18 protein-coding genes and 1 pseudogene are annotated in these 21,571 nt (G+C 42.1%); 13 read left to right on the top strand and 6 right to left on the bottom strand.

The window, feature by feature from the left end; translation table 11 throughout:
* Positions 1 to 24: 24 nt before the first annotated feature.
* The 4 genes from FD724_RS30210 to FD724_RS30195 all read left to right on the top strand — a co-directional run bounded on the left by FD724_RS30210 (position 25) and on the right by FD724_RS30195 (position 5,054).
* A complete protein-coding gene (locus FD724_RS30210; RefSeq protein ID WP_179075159.1) occupies positions 25 to 177 on the top strand; it encodes a hypothetical protein in 153 nt (50 codons plus the stop codon).
* A 182-nt stretch (positions 178 to 359) separates the two neighbouring features.
* Positions 360 to 2,099, top strand: coding sequence for a DUF4157 domain-containing protein (locus tag FD724_RS30205; RefSeq protein ID WP_179075158.1), 1,740 nt, complete (start codon positions 360 to 362; stop codon positions 2,097 to 2,099).
* 301 nt (positions 2,100 to 2,400) lie between these two features.
* Complete coding sequence (locus FD724_RS30200; protein WP_179075157.1) at positions 2,401 to 4,380, top strand: DUF4157 domain-containing protein; 1,980 nt, start codon at positions 2,401 to 2,403, stop codon at positions 4,378 to 4,380.
* Between the two features lie 62 nt (positions 4,381 to 4,442).
* Positions 4,443 to 5,054 carry a HEAT repeat domain-containing protein gene (locus FD724_RS30195; protein ID WP_179075156.1) on the top strand — a complete coding sequence of 204 codons (612 nt, stop codon included), beginning with the start codon at positions 4,443 to 4,445 and terminating at the stop codon, positions 5,052 to 5,054.
* A 139-nt stretch (positions 5,055 to 5,193) separates the two neighbouring features.
* On the opposite strand, the gene FD724_RS30190 is transcribed toward FD724_RS30195, so the two are convergent.
* Complete coding sequence (locus tag FD724_RS30190; RefSeq protein ID WP_179075155.1) at positions 5,194 to 5,730, bottom strand: DUF1772 domain-containing protein; 537 nt, start codon at positions 5,728 to 5,730, stop codon at positions 5,194 to 5,196.
* A 308-nt stretch (positions 5,731 to 6,038) separates the two neighbouring features.
* Positions 6,039 to 6,194: pseudogene (locus FD724_RS30185) on the bottom strand (transposase); the annotation flags it as partial.
* A gap of 379 nt (positions 6,195 to 6,573) precedes the next feature.
* Here FD724_RS30185 and FD724_RS30180 point away from each other — a divergent pair.
* From FD724_RS30180 to FD724_RS30155, 6 genes are all read left to right on the top strand, one after another.
* Positions 6,574 to 7,284: a response regulator transcription factor gene (locus tag FD724_RS30180; RefSeq protein WP_163931303.1), complete on the top strand. Its 711-nt coding sequence runs from the start codon at positions 6,574 to 6,576 to the stop codon at positions 7,282 to 7,284.
* A 127-nt stretch (positions 7,285 to 7,411) separates the two neighbouring features.
* Positions 7,412 to 9,304: a CHASE2 domain-containing protein gene (locus FD724_RS30175; protein WP_179075154.1), complete on the top strand. Its 1,893-nt coding sequence runs from the start codon at positions 7,412 to 7,414 to the stop codon at positions 9,302 to 9,304.
* A gap of 226 nt (positions 9,305 to 9,530) precedes the next feature.
* Complete coding sequence (locus FD724_RS30170) at positions 9,531 to 10,262, top strand: DUF928 domain-containing protein (protein ID WP_179075153.1); 732 nt, start codon at positions 9,531 to 9,533, stop codon at positions 10,260 to 10,262.
* 100 nt (positions 10,263 to 10,362) lie between these two features.
* Positions 10,363 to 13,707 carry a filamentous hemagglutinin N-terminal domain-containing protein gene (locus tag FD724_RS30165; protein ID WP_179075152.1) on the top strand — a complete coding sequence of 1,115 codons (3,345 nt, stop codon included), beginning with the start codon at positions 10,363 to 10,365 and terminating at the stop codon, positions 13,705 to 13,707.
* Between the two features lie 94 nt (positions 13,708 to 13,801).
* A complete protein-coding gene (locus FD724_RS30160) occupies positions 13,802 to 14,656 on the top strand; it encodes a uroporphyrinogen-III synthase (protein ID WP_179075151.1) in 855 nt (284 codons plus the stop codon).
* 103 nt (positions 14,657 to 14,759) lie between these two features.
* On the top strand, positions 14,760 to 15,059 hold the full coding sequence (locus FD724_RS30155) for a 2Fe-2S iron-sulfur cluster-binding protein (protein WP_012408330.1): 300 nt from the start codon (positions 14,760 to 14,762) through the stop codon (positions 15,057 to 15,059).
* Between the two features lie 241 nt (positions 15,060 to 15,300).
* Here FD724_RS30155 and FD724_RS30150 read toward each other — a convergent pair whose 3' ends face one another.
* A complete protein-coding gene (locus FD724_RS30150; RefSeq protein WP_179075150.1) occupies positions 15,301 to 15,750 on the bottom strand; it encodes an Hsp20/alpha crystallin family protein in 450 nt (149 codons plus the stop codon).
* A 513-nt stretch (positions 15,751 to 16,263) separates the two neighbouring features.
* On the opposite strand from FD724_RS30150, the gene FD724_RS30145 reads away from it, so the two are divergent.
* On the top strand, positions 16,264 to 16,584 hold the full coding sequence (locus tag FD724_RS30145) for a multidrug efflux SMR transporter (protein WP_179075149.1): 321 nt from the start codon (positions 16,264 to 16,266) through the stop codon (positions 16,582 to 16,584).
* A 508-nt stretch (positions 16,585 to 17,092) separates the two neighbouring features.
* Here the strand turns inward: FD724_RS30145 and FD724_RS30140 are convergent.
* The 3 genes from FD724_RS30140 to FD724_RS30130 are packed head-to-tail and all read right to left on the bottom strand — an operon-like array spanning position 17,093 to position 19,152.
* Positions 17,093 to 18,130, bottom strand: coding sequence for an iron ABC transporter permease (locus FD724_RS30140; protein ID WP_179075148.1), 1,038 nt, complete (start codon positions 18,128 to 18,130; stop codon positions 17,093 to 17,095).
* On the bottom strand, positions 18,130 to 18,510 hold the full coding sequence (locus tag FD724_RS30135) for a hypothetical protein (protein WP_179075147.1): 381 nt from the start codon (positions 18,508 to 18,510) through the stop codon (positions 18,130 to 18,132). The genes FD724_RS30140 and FD724_RS30135 overlap by 1 nt, the downstream gene beginning before the upstream one ends.
* Before the next feature lie 18 nt (positions 18,511 to 18,528).
* The gene (locus tag FD724_RS30130; protein ID WP_179075146.1) at positions 18,529 to 19,152 is read right to left on the bottom strand and encodes a 4Fe-4S single cluster domain-containing protein; all 624 of its coding nucleotides are present in this window, start codon (positions 19,150 to 19,152) and stop codon (positions 18,529 to 18,531) included.
* Between the two features lie 182 nt (positions 19,153 to 19,334).
* Here FD724_RS30130 and FD724_RS30125 point away from each other — a divergent pair, with 182 nt between their 5' ends.
* Together FD724_RS30125 and FD724_RS30120 are read left to right on the top strand one after the other, a co-directional pair.
* Entirely contained in the window at positions 19,335 to 20,528 is a 1,194-nt protein-coding gene (locus FD724_RS30125; protein ID WP_179075145.1) for an NAD(P)/FAD-dependent oxidoreductase, read from the top strand.
* A 200-nt stretch (positions 20,529 to 20,728) separates the two neighbouring features.
* Positions 20,729 to 21,373, top strand: coding sequence for an HAD family hydrolase (locus FD724_RS30120; protein ID WP_114080555.1), 645 nt, complete (start codon positions 20,729 to 20,731; stop codon positions 21,371 to 21,373).
* Positions 21,374 to 21,571 lie beyond the last annotated feature (198 nt).

Here is a 21,571-nt window from a genome sequence, read left to right as displayed (position 1 = left end):
GAAGGGTTACTTTTATTATCGATAATGAAACCAACTTTGTGGCACAATCACAAAGTTTTAAGCAATTTTTGTCGTATTAGTATAGCTAAAAGTGAGATGAGCGATCGCATTACAGAATACTTTCCACTTAAGTCCATAGCGATTGCCTACGGCACACTACGTGATCGCAATCATTAAATTGTATGATTTGACTCAAAAATATACTTGAGAATGAGGGAAGGCAATGGATATGGACAGGATTGATATCAAGTATAGAATCGGAAATTTATACTAAAGTCCATAAGGATTTGATACAGACAAATTGTATCCTGTGTCTTAGCATTATGCTGTAGTTAGGCTATTGATGGAGGAAAGTTGAGATGAGCAATGTCCAAAGACAAGCCACTTTGCGTCCCGGTACGGCTGGACATCAGAAAGCAAATACATCCACTTTTCTGAATCCATCCCTTCCCTCACCAAGTATTCCAACGCTGGCGAACCCGATACGCGGCTTTGGCTCCCAAACAATAAGTAAGTCATCAACAGACCTTCAAGAGGTGCAGTCTGCTGATGAGCAACAAATAAAATCTGAACCAATCAAACAATCGCCTCTGAGTCATGACATTAGTCGTATGTCATTGCGTCCACAAAAAGCATTCACCGAAGGCGTGATTAATAGATTAGAAAATGCAGTTATCCAGGGAAGTGGTATAAAAAACGCCTCTTATGGAGCCGACGTTGTGACTCCTAGTGGTGGACAAAATCTTCCAGAACCTGTCCTAGCAAAGATGCAGACAGCATTTAATGCAGATTTATCAGATGTAAAAATTCATACAGATGGTCAAGCAGAAAAGCTAGGTTCTCAGGCTTTCGCATCTGGTAATAATTTACATTTTGCTCAGGGAAAGTACGATCCGGAAAGTCAATCTGGTCAAGCTCTAATTGGACATGAATTAAGCCATGTAGTACAACAACGACAGGGACGGGTTAATATCCCAAAACTACCTGGAGAAGGGAATTCCATAGTTGTGCAAGACCAAGCTTTGGAAGCAGAAGCTGATGTACTAGGTAATAAGGCAGCAGCAAGCCCTGATGCAATCACGAAACAGTCTATTCAAACCAAGAAAATAGACGGAACTGTAAGCAAGGCAGTTCAGCAAAAGCCAATTGTACAAAATGCTCTACCAGTAATTGGTGCGATCGGTGCTTGGGGTGCTAGTCTGGCAACTGAATCAGGAGCAGCAGCAGCAACCATAGCAGCAGCAACCATTCAAGCAGGACAAGCTGCTGCACAGGTAGGAAGTGCGCTTGCTCCTGGACAAAGCGGTGTTCAAAGCGTTCAACTAGATAATGGATATATGTCACCTGTAGACAAACAAAAACTACAGTTGATTACCCAATATCGTTTAATTAATGCTTATGTGAGTCACTGGAAACGACAGCATCCTGATGTACCCCTAGCTCCACCGACCCAAGGAACTGCCCCAGCTCCAACCCCAGCCCCAGCTCCAACGCCAGCTCCAACCCCAACCCCAGCAGCTCCAGCACCAACTGCATCAGATTCACCTAATCAATCTGGTGGCACTTTGGATTTAGCCATTTTGGAAGCTGTAAAGGCAGAAGTTCAGTTGCAGATTGAAACACTACTTAATACAAACCAAAAAACAACAGACAATGTAGAATTTATTTGGTCAGACAGTGGAGATCACACCGCAGATACAATTGGTACTGTTGGAGCAGTTGGGTTTAGCAATATTAGAGGAACTTTTATCAAGGAAACTCTGCAATTAAGTAGTGATGCAGCTCAAATCCCGAACTTAGATCCGCCTAGTAGGGGTCAAGAGATGGATGTTAGACAATTCCGAGGTGGAAGTATGCGTCGGGGTTCTTCAATGTCCATTGGCTACGGTGATTCGTTATCCATCAATTTGACAGGTAGCGGCCCGACAATTAACCATGCGGGCAACAATGGTCATGGAGAACACATTTACTCTACTGACTGGAATTGGGATGGCAATACAACACAAGGAGATTTTCCTCTGTATATTCTAGTCGATGGAACACCTGTATTTAATATTGCAAAATGGAACGGTACGCCGGACGATAATTCCTATTTTTAGGTTTGACTTTACCTAGCAGAAAAGTTCCTAAAACGCTCAAAATAATTGCTAAATAGTGAAGAAGGAATTTTCATTGACAGTCACAGATTTCCGACTTTTTTGAGAAGTTGGGATCTGTAACTTTCACAAATGATTATGATGCTATGTGATGGTCACTTGATTGCAGCTTATTAAAGCCATCTAAGCTTCACGTATGGAAGAGATAATTTCCACTTAAGTCCATAGCGATCGCAATCAGATAAATTTTATGATGTGTGTTATCAATATGCCTTGGTTGAACCATAAATGAAGGAAGGGTGATATGAGCAATGACGGACAACAAGCTTCTGGGCATCTACGCATAGTTCAGCGCCAAAAAGCAGGTATATCCACTGTTCTAAATCCGTCCCTTGCCTTATCAACTATTCCCACACTGGCTTCTCCAATGCGTGGCTTTGGTTTACAAACAAATAATCCTCCAATCCAAAGACTAACTGAGGCATCAACAGAGCTTCAAGAAGTGCAGTCTGCTGATGAGCAATTCTTGGAACCAGAAGCCGTCAAACAGCCCCTTAGTCATGATATTAGTCGCATATCTTTGCATCGTCCCCAGGCAAAACTCACGGTTGGTGCGCCAGACGACCATTATGAGCAGGAAGCCGATCAAGTTGCCGATCAGGTTATGCGAATGGCTGAACCAGAGCCAATAGGTTTGCAGGATACACAGACTCAAGACCAAGTGCAAACTAAGCCTCTAGCCTCTGCCATAACTCCCTTAGTGCAACGGGAGGCAATGCCAGAAGAGGAAGAGGAACTACAAACGAAACTTATTAATGCACCTATCCAAAGAGAGATTTTACCAGAAGAAGAATTACAAACTAAGCGATCGCTACAACTCGCTACCAATGACAGCTTCCAAACTGGGGACAACTTTGAGAGTCGGCTAAACAGCAGTGAAGGTGGAGGAAGCCCGTTACCAGATACAGTGCGTTCTTTCATGGAACCACGTTTTGGTACAGATTTTAGTCAAGTACGGGTACATACAGGCACTCAATCGGTGCAAATGAATCAGGATTTAAATGCCCAGGCATTTACCCACCAGCAAAACATTTTCTTTGGTGCGGGTAAGTCACCAGGTAATGATGCATTAACCGCCCATGAACTGACTCATGTGGTGCAGCAGACAGGGACAGCCCAGAGAAAATTGATTCAACGGGCAATTAACCCCACATTCGACCTGACGCACGGTATTTTTGAAGTAAATGCCACACCAAATGGCGCGAGTCTACCGATTACTATTCGTTTTAAACCCAAAACCACCGCTCCCTACTCTAACCAGATTGGACTGATTCAGATTGTGCGTCTGACAAATGCTACAGGTACAAATGTCGAACCTCAGTCTTTACCTGCTGCTAGTGGTGCTAGCCTCCGTACCACTGCTGATGCCACCACGGGAGTTGAGGGCGGATATTTTACTGATGCGCTGCATAATGATGCACCTGCCCACGGTGGTACAGGAACCAATGCCGCAGCCGGAAGTGCATTACCTGCCCAGTACCCCTTTGGTAACGACCCAGCCCAACCCAATCCCGCAACCCCTGGACTTTCACGACCCTCTTCTAGTGGTGCAAGTGGAGCCACTATTGGTTACAAACGCTCCGATGACCCCACTGATATCAAAGCAGCAGAACTAACCGATGCTCCCGGAGGGGCTGGTGAGTTCAACTTCGACTTTCAGACGGTGGCTAAGGGAGAAGACACCATGACAACTTACGGAGCGCTTCATTGGGGCTTCCAAATCCGTGCTGGCAAAGTTGAGAACGATCATGCATCAGCACAGGATGCTCAATCTGCTACCTTCGATGCAGCTTTGCAGAAGCATCAAGATTTTTACGTACACGAACCAGTCATTTTTTACTTTGATTTCGACAGCGACCAACTGAGTTCCAGCGAAACAGGTAAGATTGATACATTCTTAGATTACCTGCGGCGATTCCCTGATGTAAAAGTAACTCCTGAAGGCTTCGCTGACAGGCGCGGCGGCGCATCTGGGCATAATCTGGATCTATCTTTACGCAGAGCGCAGGCAGTGGGAGCAGCCCTGCGTGCTAAGGGTGTAGCTGAAGCTCAAATTAGTGCTGTTACTATTGGCTCTGGTTCAACCGAAGACTTTACCCCTGATGCCACTACTAACCAAGATACAGAAGCGAATCGTCGGGGCAATCGCCGAGTTGTCTTGAGCTTTCAGCATGTGCCAGCAGCAGCACCAGCAGCACCAGCAGGGGGAGGAGGGACACCTTGATCTTGAGAACAATAGGAATATTCGTGATAGTTGTGATGCTGGCCATCGGAGGAAATTTGTATATGAATAATCAAGACGCTACCGCGACACCTATGGAGCAGATCAAAACACGTCTCTACTCCACAGATCAAGACACCAGCGCTTTAGCACTAGGTGAATTGATCCGTTTAGGCAAAAAAGCTACCCCGATTTTGTTGGAAGCCTTGACTAATCCCAACCCCCGTACCCGTCGGCTTGCAGCCGAGGGACTGAGCGAAATTGCCGATCCCGCTAGTGCCGATGCTTTGTTCCAAGCCACCCATGACACTAATCCAGAAGTGCGTGCCCGTGCTGCCACTGCCCTACACCAATTAGGAGATAAACGCTCATTGCCCGCTTTGGTCGCTACCCTTGATGATTACCCTGACATTCTGCACAATCCCTACACAGCTTCGATGTATCCTTTAATGCGAGGCGGGAAAGAAGTTTTACCTTTGGTAATTCCTCTTTTACAAGCACCAAACGATCTCACTCGTGAGCGGGCTTTTTTGATTGTTAAGGCTGTAGTGAGTAAGCTACCCCAAGGGCAAGACTGGAATCAGTTATGGCAGAGTTTGGGAAGTTATGATCCCGCAGGCCAAAAAGCAGAACGTGACAAGGCTGCTCAAAAATGGCAGGAATGGTTGAGCAAATAATTACTAATTAGTCACAAAAAACTAAGTCTGCTACGAAACGTAAATAGGCTTAAAACCCTTACTAATGACCAATGACAAATGACAGCCTTAGCCAGTTAGCTTTAATTTCGCCGACCTACTTTACCCATTAGTAGCGGAGTTACCTAACCGTATTATCGATTCCCTCTACGATTCTTGAACCCAAACAAAGCGCGATGGTGAGCGATGTTGCTGCTGCTAGCGCCGCTACTGTCCGAATGTGATTCCAGATTGTCCAGTTGGTCAGGTAGCTAGACCATAGGCTCGCACCTTCAGTACTATCCGGCTCGACTTTCGCCAGGGCTTCGTTGAGCGGTACATTGAAAACTATTGTCACGCCTAATGTACCAACGAGGTAGAGCAAGCTGCCGAGAAGCAAGTAGGCGGCACCGGGTTGATGCCACTTTAATAGCGAGGAGATTAAAAGAAAGATACAAGCCGCAGCCGTTCCCAAAAACGCTGTCATAAAAAATGGATTGATTACCGTGATATTGATGGATTGCATAGCGGCAATGCCCTGTGGCGGTTTCAGCCGAGCAAGGGCGTTCATCACGAAAGTCGAGAAGCCGAAGAAAACTCCGGCTATCAGCCCGCAGCCCAGTGCCGAGAAAAGCTTTAATGCGAAATAATATTGTTGAGTTATCAGATGTTGCAGCATCGCCTCACCGAAAAAATGGGTATGAAGCCCCGTCCTTGCAGGACGATCACCTGTTCTATCTGTATGGGAAACGAGTGCCTTTGCTCCACACTTACTAATGATAATGTAAAAAAAGATAGCCCTAATATTGGTTTGCTAACCAGGCTAGTAGTTCGCCAAGTGAACTTGGCGGGGTAAAGGGAAAGGGGAAGGGGGAAAGGTTTCAAATCCCTTACCCCTTACCCCTTACCCTTTCCCCAGGCATCACGCAGCATTTTTGGGTTGGCAGACTACTAGAAAAAAATCTATCCAGTCCATAAGTTTTTTTACCTCATTAAAACATCACTTTCCCTACTTATCCATTGAAATTCTGAGTTGAGAATTTCTTCAACTGTAATGTTGGGAATTTGAGTTACCCATCTCACCCAGTTGTCGGGTGCAAGGCTAATTAAGCGTTTGGTGCTGACATCTGCGGGTTTTGTCATCGTCAAAAAATCATACTACAATATCCAGATCCCCAGAACCTTCTCAGTGCATGAATTGAAAATAAGCTAGTAGTGATGCAATACTTTTCGGTTAAGGGGGAAAGGGAAAGGGTTTGAATTTCCCTTTCCCCATTGCCCTTTAACCCTTCCCCAGACCAAAAGAGAGATTATTGGGTTTAACCGAAAAGTATTGAGTAGTGATGAACAATCTCCTATCAGCATTATTTGCACTTTTCTGTATATGTAGGACATTCATCTCCAATTAAAATAGGCGGAGACTTTAAAGAGGACATTTAAAAGAGTGCTGATTTTAAATCTTACCTACAATGGCTAAGTATTGAGTAGTAAAGCTTAAAAAACTTTTAATTTGGATAAAAATATGGTGATGAAAAGTTTGAAAGAACATCAAGTTTATGGGCATTTAGCAGTGGAAAAGAAGCTCGGTATTCTTGTTGTCGATGACCATCAATTAATTTTGACTGGTACTCTTGATGTCTTAAATCGAAAGTATCCTGAAGCTACTATTATCAAGGCTCAGACGGCAAAAGATACACTTTCTCAAGTGCAATGTTACCAGTTTGACTTGATTGTGATGGATTTATCAATTCCCGATCGCCAAGGGGAGACAGCAGAAATTGATACCGGAATTAAGCTGTTGCAAACTTTACTTAAAGAATATCCCCATCAGAATTTCATAGTGCAAACTAGTTATGTGAAGGCGTTAATCAGAATTAAACACGAGATTGATAATCATCAAGGTGGGTTTGCGATCGCAGATAAAGGATTACCCGAAGATGAAATGCTCATGCGGGTTAATTTAGCACTTCAGGGTGCAACTCACACAAAAGACATCAAAACAGGAATCGAACTCAAGCCGGAATGGTTGGATGTATTGCGTTTGGCCTTTGAAGAGAGTTTGACAGATAAGGCGATCGCAGACAGAATGTATAAATCGGAACGAGCAGTACGTACTTACTGGACGAAGATTCAGGATGTTTTGGGGGTGTATCCTGAAGACTGCAAACAAAGTGGTAAGAATATGCGAATCCTCACCGAAATTCGTTCCCGTGAAGAAGGTTTAATTGATTAATTACAGCTATTTTCACCTAAATAGACCACACGCTAGAGGCATAGCAATACGGTTCGCTTAAAGGGGAAAGGTTTTGAATACATCCTTAAATATGCTGTAAATATAGGGAAAAGAAATCCTAAATTAAATGAGAAGGGGAATCTGGAATCGTATTTGCCAAGAATTTGGGTTGTGGTCGCTGGCTGCACCTCCAGGGATTATAGTTCTATTTGTGGTGATGTTGATCCGAATAGCTGGGGGAATGCAATCTTGGGAATGGATGCTTCTCGATACCATGTTGCGTCTACGTCCGCTAGAAAAACGAGATGAACATATAGTAATTGTGGGTATTGACGAAAAGGATATTGCATGGGTTAAGCAGTATCCAATTCCAGATGAGAAGATTGCAGAGTTGCTTACCAAGCTGGAAACTTATAAACCCCTAGCTATTGGTTTGGATATCTTCAAAAATGTTCCTGTTGAACCTGGTGGCGAACAACTAGCGCAGGTATTACGGTCAAATTCTAATATTATTGGCATTGAAAAAATTTTACCACCCGGAGAAACTTCACCACCCCAGAGCTTGCCACCTGAAAGAGTTGGGTTTATTGATTTACCTAATGATGAGGATAGCAAAAATCGACGCTATTTGTTGTATACGCCGAATCCTAAAAATATCAACGAAGATAAATATTCTTTAGCATTGCGGTTAGTTACTAAGTATTTAGATGCAAAAGAAATTGAGTTACAAACGGGAAAAAATGACCCGAATACAATCAAATTCCGTGGGATTGAATTACCCCGAATTACCCATAATTTTGGCGGATACGTCAGGGTCGATGATGGGGGATTGTCAATTTTAATGAACTTTCGCAACAATGAGCAACCTTTTAATGTTGTGTCGCTATGCGATATTCTCAATGGTCAAGTTGATGCAGAATTGCTGCGCGATCGCATTGTGTTAATTGGCAACCGCAATCTGAGTACAGGGGATGCTATTTATACATCTGCCTTGCCTGGATTGAAATTAAGCGGTCAAATTTATGGCATTGACTATCACGCTCATGCGATCAGTCAAATTTTGAGTACTGTAATGGATGGTCGCCCAATGTTGCATAGTTGGGGAGATATTGGAGAGTATACATGGATATTGATTTGGGGGTTTTTGCCGATTATGATCGGACGGCTGACCCAATCTGTTTGGAAAAATATACTGAGTGTGAGTGTAGCGGCATTTTGTCTGTTTAGCTGCGGGTATATGATGTTGTGGGTGTGGGGTGTATGGATTCCTGTAACACCGGGTTTGCTTGTATTAGCCGTGAATGGCGTAGGTTTGAGTGCTTTTGCATTTTACCAGCATGATAAATTCTTGCGATCGCAAATTCACGAACGTCAAAACACCATTCAACACACTTTTACCGTAATTCATAATGGCCCTTTGCAAACCCTCGCTTATGGATTAAAGCATCTACGTGCTAAAGATATCTCTTACGAGCAATTGCTGGGACAATTTGAAAAACTCGATCGGGAGATTAGAGAGATTGGCGAATTTCTCAAACTCGAAGCATTAACCACAGAAGAGAGTTTACGTTTAGGTAGCGGATTAATTCTTGAATTGAATCGACCACTTCACGATTTGTTATATGAAGTTTATTCTAGTACCTTAGAACGGAAGGATTTTGAAAATTTTAAAACATTAAAAGTTAAAATTCGCAATTTTGACCCAATTGATGATAAATATTTAAGTATGGAAGACAAACGGGGAGTTTGTCTTTTTTTGGAAGAAGCTTTGTGTAATGTTGGCAAACATGCTCAAGGAGTCAAGCGTGTAGAAGCATCAGGTGTTTGTAGTTTAAATAACTATAAATTGTCCGTCAAAGATAATGGTTCGGGAATCACATCAAAACTAGAAAATAAAGGCACAAAGCATTCTAAAATACTTGCTCAACAATTAAGAGGAGAGTTTCTACGCGAATCACTTTCTCCTCGCGGAACTATCTGTGAACTTAGTTGGAAACTTAAGAGAGAATTTGAGTTTTAAAACTTTATATTCATGATTCGGCTCAGAGAATGTTTGAAAAGCACCAGATTCTATCACTATCTCTCCTATATCCCTCACTCAAAGTCCTACTTTTTAAGGAGGATTTAGGAGGATCTAAAAATATTTGATACATAACTAGCAACTTTTAAAACAATCTCTCATAGAAATGGTAAAAAATTAAGAATTTCAAAAGTTTCAGATAACCCTACAATCAACAACATCTACCATGAGTCATCAACATATTGGATTTTGGCGAAATAACCGCAGACTTACAAGCTTAGTTGTGGGCATGGTTTTTCTAATGACAGCATTCCCAGCATTTGCTGAGTTTAAACCACGCGATCGCAAACCAGCTAGCGGACATTCCCGTGCGGGTGGTTCCCGTGGATGTGCAAGTAACGGCAGTATCCCTCTGACACCGCTTGCACCTCAAACATATATCGGTAAAACCACTTCCACTCGTCCAATGTTAGCTTGGTATATGTCAAGTTCCCAAAATGTGCGATTCCGATTGGCTGAATTTGATTCAGACAACAACCCTAAACAAATTGGCAAAGTTCAAGAAATACCCACAATAGTCGGGATTAACAAGCTAGAACTTCCCCACGACTACCCCGAACTCACAGTGGGCAAAACATATTTATGGCAAATCTCAATTGACTGCGAAAATAGCCCGATTGTTAGACGTGCAGAATTTACCGTTATCCAGCCTCAATTACTTGCTAAAAACCAATTTACTAGCATTTCCGAAAGCGTAAATTATTATGCTGAAAACGATCTATGGTATGAAGCGCTCCAAGAAGCATTGAAAGGAACTGATAATGGTAAACTAGGGGAGAGTGGGGCAACTTTAGTTAAAAACCTTGCAGAGTCAGAAATATTGATAGGTAACGACGTAGAACAGAAAAATACTCAACAACGCATCGAATACCTCCAGAAGATTGCTAGCGATCGCTAACTGAAAAAATCCGGCGAATAGAAATGATGATTTAGATCCCCAACTTCGTAAAAGTTTTTGGGGATCTGGGCAGTAATAGAAAAATAGGGCGATCGAAATTATGAAAATTTTGCGGTTTAGCGTCGCAGGATGGTTGGGGTGCGTGGGAGCAGTTTCTATTCATCCTGCTTTTGCTCAGTTAACTCCCGATGACAGCCTGGGGAAAGAGCGATCGCAAGTCATTACTTTTAATCAAAATAATGACATTATCGATGGCGGTGCGGCTCGTGGCACTAATCTATTTCACAGCTTTCAAGATTTTAACGTCGGCGTTGGTCGAGGCGTTTATTTCGCCAATCCAGAAGGGATAACAAATATCTTTTCTCGCGTTACTGGTGGTAACTCATCGAATATTTTCGGGAGATTGGGAGTATTAGGTAGTGCAAATTTATTTTTGCTAAATCCTAATGGCATTTTATTTGGAAAAAATGCCAGTTTGGATATACAAGGTTCTTTTTTGGGGACAACAGCAAATAGTTTAGTCTTTCCCAATGGGGTAGAATTTAGTGCTACAAATCCCCAAGCACCGCCGTTATTGGCTATCAATGTACCTGTTGGTTTACAGTTTGGTTCGCAAGCTGGAAGTATTACTAGTCAAACAGTGATTCGGGATTCACAGGGAAATGCTGTTGATGCTTTACGTGTTGGCTCTGGTAGCACACTAGCACTTATGGGAGGTGAAATCACCTTGGATGGTAGTTATTTGTTCAGTCAAAATGGACAAGTTAAATTGGGAGCAATCAGTGGGGATACAACTGTTGGGTTAAATGTCAATGGCTCTTCATTGGATTTTAAGTTCCCAGAAAATTTCGGACGCGCACCCATCAACTTAACGAATAGTAGCTTCATCATTGCAAGTGGCAATAGTGCAATTGAACTATTTGGGGGCGAGATTGGACTAAACGGTTCGTTTATTTCTGGTAGCAATGGCGGCTCAATTTTTGTTGATGCAACTCAACTTAATTTAGATAACGGCGCTGGAATTCAGAATGCTACTTCTGGTGTAGCGAAAGGTGGTGATATTCAAATTCAAGCTAGCGATGCAGTAACTCTTGCTAACAGCAGTCTGATTTTATCTGCTAGCAGCGCTTCAGCCACAGGTTCGGGCGGGGATATTACTATCAATGCTGGGAAAATTACAATTACCGGAGATGGAATAGCAGAAAATAGCGGTATTCTCTCTGCATTGAGTTTTGGTCAAGGCAGTGGAGGGAACCTGACTTTAAATGCTACGGACTCGGTTAATATCAATGGTGGCTTTGTCTCTGTTGGGTCTGGAGGTGCAGGTAATGCAGGAAACTTGACTGTGCGATCAACAGATGCTGTCAATATCACTGATAAAGGCTCTTTAAGACTCGGAAGCTTAAGTTCGGGTTCAACAGGTAATCTGCGGATTGAAACAGGCACTTTGCGACTTCAAAATAATTTATTAGGGGAGGGAGTAACAGCAACTGGATCTGGTGGTGGAAATGTCGGTTCTATTTTCATTCAGGCTCGGAATGCCGTTGAGGTGACTAAAAGTAATATATCTACAGGTATTGCTACACCATTTGGAAGTACAACTCAATCAACAGCAGGGGATATTACCATTGAAACCCAGCGACTCAATCTCAGAGATGCGGGTTATATCAGTACAGATACTTCTAGCAGTGCAAATGCAGCTAACATTTTTATTAAAGCTAGTGAATACGTAGAGATTAGCGGTTTCTCTAGCAATGTATCAAGCAGTACATCTTCTGGCTCAGGAAATGGAGGTAATGTAGCGATTGAAACACCGCGAGTCACTGTCAGGCAAGGAGGAAATATAAGCAGCACATCCACTAGAAGCAGTGGTAATGCCGGGAATATTACTATCCGCTCCAAAGATGTAGAATTGGATGGGTTTATTTTCGTACCTAAAGAACAGTTGTTGGCTAGACTAGACCAAGCTGCTGCGGAAGAATTTTTGTCTGAGCCTCTAACACAAGAAATTCTGTCTCGGTTCGGGGGTTTTTATGAGATAAGTAACTTATCCTCGAATGTTACTGGAAGTAATACCGATGTCCGAGGTGGCACAATAACTATTGACACAGAAAGGTTGCAATTGAGTAATGGTGGAAATATATCAACCTCAGTGTTATTGGGACAGGGACAAGGGGGTAATTTGGTGGTTCATGCCACTGATTCTATTGATATTAGTGGGGTTGGTGGAGAAGGATTAAATGGTTCAGCACCATCAGGTTTATTTGCCGAATTACAAACGCGAGGAATTGGTTCTGGGGGAAACATTGACGTTATAACAGGACGCTTAAACCTCAGCAATAACGGACAAATTTCTGCCTCTACATTCGGTCAAGGTAATGCGGGAAATATTGGGATTAATGCTAATCTTATTGATTTACGTGGAAGTAGCAGTGTCAGAACTCAGGTTGACAGTGAAGCTAAAGGCAATGCAGGCAATATCAGCATCAAAACTCAACTATTAAATGTACAAGAAGAATCACAGATATCATCAGCAACTCAGGGAAATGGAAACGCGGGGAATTTAACAGTACAAGCTGATAACATTATCCTGACTGGTTCAGATAGTGAGTTTGCAGATGGATTACTATCATCAGTTGACGAAGGGGCTAATGGTAAAGGTGGCGATATAGATATTACTACCAATCGCCTGATTGTACGTGATGATGCTGAAATTGTCTCCGGCAGCATCGGTACGGGTGACGCTGGAAATATTAAAATTAAGGCTAATTTTCTGGAAATTATTGGTAAAGGTAGCGGTATTGCTTCTTTCACGAATGCAGGTAATGGTGGTAACATCAACCTCGATATCGCTGATTTATTATTTTTGCGCGATCGCGGTTTAATTTCCACCACCGCAGGTAGGAGCCAAGCTGGTGGAAATGGCGGTAACATCAATATCAACTCTAAATTTATCGTCGCCATCCCCGAAGAAAACAGCGACATCAGCGCCAATGCATACACTGGTTCCGGTGGAAGAGTTCAAATTAACTCGCAAGGTATATTCGGTATTGAGTCACGAACAAAGCCAAGCGATAAAAGCGATATTACTGCAAGTTCCGAATTAGGTATTTCAGGGATCACAGATATTAACGCACCTGATACCAATTCCATTCAAAATAGCTTCACTGGAGCATCTCCAAACGTCATCGATACCAATGCACTCATCGCCAATAGTTGCATTTCACGCAGCAGTTCCAAGCAAGGTGGTACATTCTTCATAACTGGTTCTGGCGCTTTACGTAATAGTCCAGGGAATGGATTAATTTCAGTATATTCCACTGGTAAAGTGCGTAATATTGAACCAATATCACGTGCTTGGAAAAAAGGCGACCCTATTATCGAAGCAGAAGGGCTTTATCGACTAGCTAATGGAAAGTTGCTACTCAGTCGAGGATGTCGGTGAAGAAGTCAGGAATTTATCTGTTGCTGTCAACCCCATCTAAATCCCAATGCTTATTTTGGATAAGGTTGAGCTTATATCATTTATTGATAAACAAATGCACAGCCAATCAAAACAACTCAACATACTCACTCCATCTAGAGAGTTACCTCTATATGGCAAGAGAATTTTAGTAACAGCACCGAGAAATTATGCTTATAGGTTATCTGAACAAATTATCAAACAAGGTGGTTTACCTGTTCTCATGCCTACTATCGAAACCTGCTATTTATCAAACTACACTAAGTTAGATACTGCTCTCAACCACATAGCTGAATTTGATTGGATTATCTTCACAAGTAGAAATGGCATCACTGCATTTTTTCACCGGATGAATGATTTAAATATTCCTGTATCTGTGGTAGAAAAATGTCAATTATGTGCTTTGGGAAAAGATGCAGAAAGCCTATTGTCTTTTTGTGGCAAGGTAGATTTAATTCCAACAGAATCTAGTCCAGCCGGAATTATGGCGGAATTAGCGAAAATTCCGCAAATTCATGACAAAAAAGTGCTGATACCTGCACCAGAAGTTGTTGGTTTGCCTGAGCCTGATGTTGTACCCAATTTAATTACGGATTTGCAGCAATTGGGCACAGAAGTAATTCGCGTACCCACATATATTACACAGGGCTTAGACACAAGTATCTACAGTATTGAATTAAACCTGATAAATCAAGGAATGATTGATGTCATTGCCTTTAGTAGCACGGCGGAAGTAGAAAGCTTTTTGACAATGGTCAACTCGCAAAGTGACTATGAAGGTTGCATTATTGCATGTTTTGGCCCTTATACAACTGCTAATGCGCGGAAGTTGGGTGTGAATGTCTCCATCGTGTCTAGGGATTATAGTTCATTTGAGGGATTTGCTGAAGCGATCGCAGAATTTTTTACTCTCACTTCCAATTCACCCTAAGCACTTCAGGATGTAGAGTAATCAACCACATTTAACTCTAGACTAGCAGCACATAAACCCGTAGGATCAACAATGTAGTTCACATTTAGCTAGGGATTGTTACATGGCAACTTATAAAGTCACATTAAAGACTCCAGATGAAGAAAAAACAATTGAGGTTTCTGAAGATGATTACATCTTAGAGATCGCTAACGAAGAAAATGACATGGACTTGCCTTATTCTTGTAATGCTGGTTCTTGCTCAACCTGCGCTGGTAAGCTGATTTCAGGTACAGTTGACCAATCAGATCAGAACTTTTTAGACGACGATCAAATAGACGCAGGATGGGTTCTCACCTGCGTTGCCAAGCCAACTTCTGACTGTGTAATCCTAACCAATCAAGAAGATGAGCTTAACGGTTAACTAAGGAATGTAGATTTAATCAAGAGCAAATATTGTAGGGTGCGTTAGAACATTCGTCCTAGCGCACCTAAAATCTGATGTGATCTCGTACTCTTGGCGATAACACACTCTACAAGATTTAGAATTTTGCACTTTCCTAAAAAATCTATATAGCCTGAGTCATTCACACTAAAAAGCGCTCTCTAAAAAGGGAGCGCTTTTTATTTAGTTTAATAAATAGCTAGCAGATATAAAGCAGAAATTAGCCAGATGATGCTAGATTAACTTTGACGACTTTGTTCTTTTCTTCTTCAGCTTTGGGTAGCGTCAGGTTCAAGATGCCATCTTTATAATCTGCCTTGACGTTAGTATTTTGAATCCGAGTAGGTAAAGGAATTACACGTTGGAATTTACCGTAGTGAAATTCGCTCTTGATTACACCTTTCTCTTCAGATTTAGCTTCAGACTTCCGCTCGCCACTGAGGTATACAGCATTTTCTGTAACTTGCAAATCCAGGTCTTTAGCCTCAATTCCCGGAAGTTCAAATTTTAGATTAATTGCATCTTCAGTTTCTTTTAACTCAGCAGCAGGAACTCTAGAGTAGCCTCTCTCTAAAAAGGCAGATGGCAAAGTTTCTTCATCAAATAAATGATTGATTTGACGTTGTATTGTGTTCAATTCTTGCCAAGGGTTCCAACGTACTAATGTCATCTTTCTACCTCGTATAATCAGTATGTTTGCTGTTCGACTAATTGAGGATTTATTTCCTTGCTTTTCATAATATTTAAAAATAAAAGTGGTGTAAATTCGGTTTTTATCACATGATTTATGATGATTACCGAACCACAATAAATGTAGGGTAATCTGAACTTGTGAGGTTCGGTAAACTTGACAATAGAGACTTGAATTTAAAAATTCTCTAATTTATAATTTCTATAATATGCCTGTAAGCTAATATTAAATACATAGATACCTAGCTTATTTGAGAAGCCAGGCATCGGAATTACTAAACTATTTATCAGGAACAATAATATATCGATTACATTTTAGATTTTTTCTGAATAAGGTGATTTTGCCGCAATTTTGAACCAGATTATTCTGTGCAGTTTCACAAATAATTGCCATTAGGGTATTTGCTCAATCACTAATATCAATTAAAAGTGTTGTATTTTCTTGTTTTCATAGAGATAATAAAAGACTGCTAATAAACCGCTCATAAAAGACATGTCAACAAGTTGGATTTATCTCATCGCAGCAATACTTTTTGAGGTTTCAGGCACAACTTGCATGAAGTTATCAGAAGGATTTACTAAATTAGTCCCTTCAGTATTAATATTTGTTTTTTATGGACTTTGTTTTAGTTTTTTAACTCTTGCTCTCAAGAGACTTGAAGTAAGCGTGGCTTATTCTGTCTGGGCTGGGTTGGGAACTGTCCTAATTGCAATCATTGGTATTATTTGGTTTCGTGAATCTGCTACATTTATCAAACTTTTGTCGATCGCCCTCATAATTTTGGGTGTAATTGGTATAAATGCAAGTGAATAAATAAAAATACCTCGTCTATTTTAAAATAGACGAGGTAAAGAAACCAAAACTGATCATTCTGCTTGTTGCTGTTGTAGTGAATACACCAGCAATTTTTATTATTCCGTTAGCAAAGCAAAATGAGCGGACTTAGTTAAATGCTTTTAAAAGTATAGTAAACCTCGGTAAATATAGCCCACAAGTAATTTACTTTTAATACTTTACCAGAGACAACCAAACTCATATAGCCAATTTGGCAGGTTTTTTATACACTGAGCCTTAAAGAATATTATTTTATAGCGCAAGGCCTTGCGCCCCTACCGCAATACTTCTCGGTTAAGGGGATAAAGGGGAAAGGGAAAAGGGAAAGAAAAAACCCTTAACCCTTACCCTTTAAGCTTTTCCCCAAACCCGATTCCGAGTTAAAAATTCAAAAACCGAGCAGTATTGACCCCTACCGCGTGGTCTATTTACCTGAAAATAGCTGTAAACTAAAAAACAATTTTGGCTTTAATCCAAGCGGATTAGCTCAAAATTTATTAAACCCAGCAGAACGACGATAAAGTAACCAGATAAATAGCGGTGAACCCAGCAACGCGGTGACAGAACCTACTGGTAGTTCTACCGCTCCTAATCTAGAGAGTAAATCTGCAAAAGTCAGTAACCATGCACCTGCAAGGGCGGAAAGCGGTAAAACAAAGCGATGATCTGTACCAACAATGAGGCGGACACCGTGAGGGACAACAAGACCAACAAATCCAATCAAACCACTGATGCTGACTGCACCTGCGGCTAAGAGAGTGGCGACACCACCAATTAACAAACGCGATCGCGTCAACGAAACCCCCAAACCCACAGCCAAATAATCGCCCAAAGCCAGCACATTTACCGATCGCGCCAGCAAACATCCCCCAATCAATGCAACGATGATATACGGGCCAGCCGTCGAAATTTCTTGCCAACCGCGTCCATTAAGACTACCAACCAACCAACTGAGCGCAATTTGAATTTGACCGTCTTCAGCTAAAAGCAGCAATGTACTTTGTACAGCACCAAATAAAGAACTTACCGCCACACCGCCTAAAATTAACCTTTCAACCGAAATTCCCGACCCCGCACGACCGAGTAAAATAACGATCGCAGAAGTCAAAATTGCCCCTATCCACGCTGCTAAAGGAATTGCGATCGGGAATATTTGCCACACAATCATCACAATCACAATTAATCCAGCACCCGCAGAAATGCCCAAAATAAATGGATCGGCAAGACTATTGCGTAACATCCCTTGCAGTAATGCTCCTGACATTCCCAAAGCCGCGCCGACAATGAGAGCAGCCGTAATGCGCGGGAGACGTAAATCCCAAAGAATTGTCTGTTTAACCGGATCGCCTTTGTGGAGTATGGCTTGCCAAAATTCCGACATACTTAAAGGTACTGCTCCTTGAGAAAGCGACAGCACTAGCGTTATCATCAGTGCTGCACTCAGGAGTAAAACAGCCCAAAGTACGCGGTGTTCAGTAAAAATTGTCTTAAATGGTTTAGTCAAATTTCGGTCTAGTATTTTCATTAAATGTAATCTGTCCCAAACAAAGCTGCATTTACATATAGTTTTTCTTCGATGAGTGAGCGGGAGAGTAAAATTTGAGCCTCAGAAGGTGAACGTTGAGCCTCAGAAGGTAGACGTTGACCCTCAGAAGGTAAACATTGAACCTCAGAAGGTGGACGTTGAACCTCAGAAGGTGGACGTTGAACCTCAGAAGGTGAACGTTGAGCCTCAGAAGGTAGACGTTGAGCCTCAGAAGGTAGACGTTGACCCTCAAAAGGTGGACGTTGACCCTCAAAAGGTGGACGTTGACCCTCAAAAGGTGGACGTTGACCCTCAAAAGGTGGACGTTGACCCTCAGAAGGTGGACGTTGATCTTCTGAGGCTAAATTTTTTATGCCCAATGCCCAATTCCCAATTCCCTACGTTAATTCCAGCCCACCTTGATAACCAGTGACAATGCGGCCACCATCCTTGAGGATGTGGACTTCTATTTGATCGCTAGCCCAAGTAATCTGGTCTTCGAAAGCCGGATTTAAGACACGAACCCGTTGATTACTAGAAGAAACTGGAGAGTTAGGAGAATTAATTGCCAGAGATTGGACAAAAGGCCCGTCAATCAAGATATCAAGTTGTTCTAACAATTCTTGGGAACCTGGAGGTGCAGATTGAGACTGTAGTTGCTTGAGAGTGAACCCAGAAAAAGACATTACATTTAACCCAGCAGCTTTTACTTTACGAGCTAAAGACGCTAGTGCAGTTGCTTGCCAAAATGGTTCTCCACCAGAGAATGTTACACCCATATTGTGGGGATTGCTGAGAATATTCTCGGCAAGGGTATCAACAGCAATCAATTGGTTAGCCTCAAATGACCAAGAGTTAGTATTAAAGCAGCCAGGACACTCACGAAGACAACCTTGTACCCAGACGACTGCACGACAACCAGGGCCATTAACTTCTGATTGATCGACGTAACCCATAATGTTGAGATAGCCAGGGGGAATTTCCATGAGTGCTAGCGATGGGTCAGTTGGCTTAATTTCCATCTCTTTAACTCCTTTTAGCCGTTGCCTGTTAACCGTTAAATATAGCGAATCGACCGTTAGATAACTGTGACCATTAATGATTAATTTCTCAAAAACTTGATGTGATTTTGAAAAGTCCGCTTTAACTGACTAGACTGAAGTTAGTTGCCCAGCTTGTATTGATCCTTTTATAGATAAAATCGATGACTGAACAAAGTTCTAGAATTTGTATCCTTGGCGGAGGCTTTGGTGGTCTCTACACAGCCTTACGCTTAAGCCAGTTACCTTGGGAATCTACGCAAAAACCCGAAATTGTTTTGGTAGATCAAAGCGATCGCTTCCTATTCTCCCCTTTACTTTACGAATTACTCACTGGCGAACTGCAAACCTGGGAAATTGCCCCACCCTTTGAAGAACTTTTACAAGGCACAGGGGTGCGTTTTTATCAAGGAGTTGTGTCTGGAATTGACATCGACCAGCAACGGGTAAATATACATGAAGGGCCAGAAATCCCTTACGATCGCTTAGTGCTGGCACTAGGAGGTGAGACACCGCTAGATTTAGTCCCCGGTGCGGCAACCTACGGCTACCCATTCCGCACCATCTCTGATGCCTATCGCTTGGAAGAACGCCTGCGATTTTTAGAAGAATCGGATGCTGATAAAATTCGGGTGGCAATTATTGGAGCTGGCTACAGTGGTGTAGAGTTAGCCTGTAAGTTAGCCGACAGACTCGGTGAAAGAGGACGCTTTCGGATCGTTGAAATCGCCGATCAAATTTTGCGTACTTCTCCAGAATTTAACCGCGAAGCAGCAAAAAAAGCTCTAGAAGCTCGTGGCGTATTTCTAGATTTAGAAACCAAAGTCGAATTAATAGAGCAAAATAGCATCACCCTAGAGTACAAAAACCAGTTAGACACGATTCCCGTAGATTTGGTTATTTGGACTGTGGGAAATAAGGTTGCGCCCGTAGTGAAATCTCTTCCCCTCAAGCAAAATCAGCGCGGTCAAATCAGCACTACATCTAATTTACAAGTGATTGATCATCCAGAAATCTTTGCCTTGGGAGATTTAGCAGACTCTCATGATGTTGAAGGACAGCAAGTCCCCGCCACTGCACAAGCAGCTTTTCAACAAGCTGATTATACTGCTTGGAATATTTGGGCAAGTCTCACTAATCGTCCTCTCCTTCCCTTCCACTACCAACAGTTAGGAGAAATGATGACATTGGGTAAAAACAACGCCACCCTTACTGGTTTGGGAATTAAACTAGATGGCCCCTTGGCATCCGTCGCCCGTCGGATTGCCTATTTATATAGGTTGCCAACTTTAGACCATCAACTCAAAGTTGGTTTTAATTGGCTAGTGCGTCCAATCATCGAGACACTTTCTAAGTAACTTAATTGGGAATTGGGAATTGGGAATTGGGAATGGGGAATTGGAAATAGGGGATGGAGACTAATGACCAATGACAAATGACAAATGACAAATGACAATGATTTACTTTATTTTCGTCAAGCTACTTAGCAGATGCTAGACTCTACCCACAGAACCTCTCTAACGAGCCAAAATCTAACATTCAAAATCTTCAAACTTCGATGGAACAACCGAAAGTTATTTTTTTAGATGCTGTGGGTACACTCTTCGATGTTAAAGGCAGTGTGGGTAAAGTTTATAGTCAGATAGCCGAGGAATTTGGTGTGACGGTTCCAGCCGAAACATTAAATACAGCCTTCATCAAAAGCTTTAAAGCAGCCCCGCCGCCGATATTTCCAGATGCAGAACTCCAAGATATTCCCCAACGCGAGTTTGATTGGTGGCGGATAATTGCCCTGAACACTTTTGAAAGTGCAGGTGTTCTCAAGGAATTTTCTGACTTTTCGGCTTTTTTTAGCGAACTTTACATTCACTTTGGCACTGGCGAACCGTGGTTTGTCTATCCCGATGTCTTACCAGCTTTAATCAACTGGCGGCGGTTGGGAGTTACCTTGGGGGTGCTATCCAATTTTGATTCCCGGATTTATTCAGTATTGCAAAGTTTGGGATTGAGAGAGTTTTTTACCTCCGTCACCATTGCTACCCAGGTACGTGCAGCTAAACCCGATCCTCAAATTTTTGCTATTGCCTTAGATAAACATAAATGTTCCCCTTCAGCAGCATGGCATATTGGCGATAGCGTTGTAGAAGACTACTACGCCGCTAAAGCAGCAGGACTCAGAGGTGTTTGGATCAATCGTGGTTAATTAAGGAGATACTTTAGCGATCGCACTATTTTTTATCGCCCCTAAAATGGACGCGATGCCTGCGGTTCGTATTCTTCACAAATTATTAGAGCAAGTTATAGGTCTTGATCTAGTAAATGATGATCGGATATATCAGGTAATACTAATTTTATGTCACCACACCAAACGGCTTAAAAGGTTATTGAATTGTCGCCCAAA

This window comes from Nostoc sp. C057 (genome assembly GCF_013393925.1).
GTDB classification, from domain to species: Bacteria; Cyanobacteriota; Cyanobacteriia; order Cyanobacteriales; family Nostocaceae; genus Nostoc; species Nostoc muscorum_A.
This window is presented reverse-complemented; position numbering and strand designations above follow the sequence as displayed.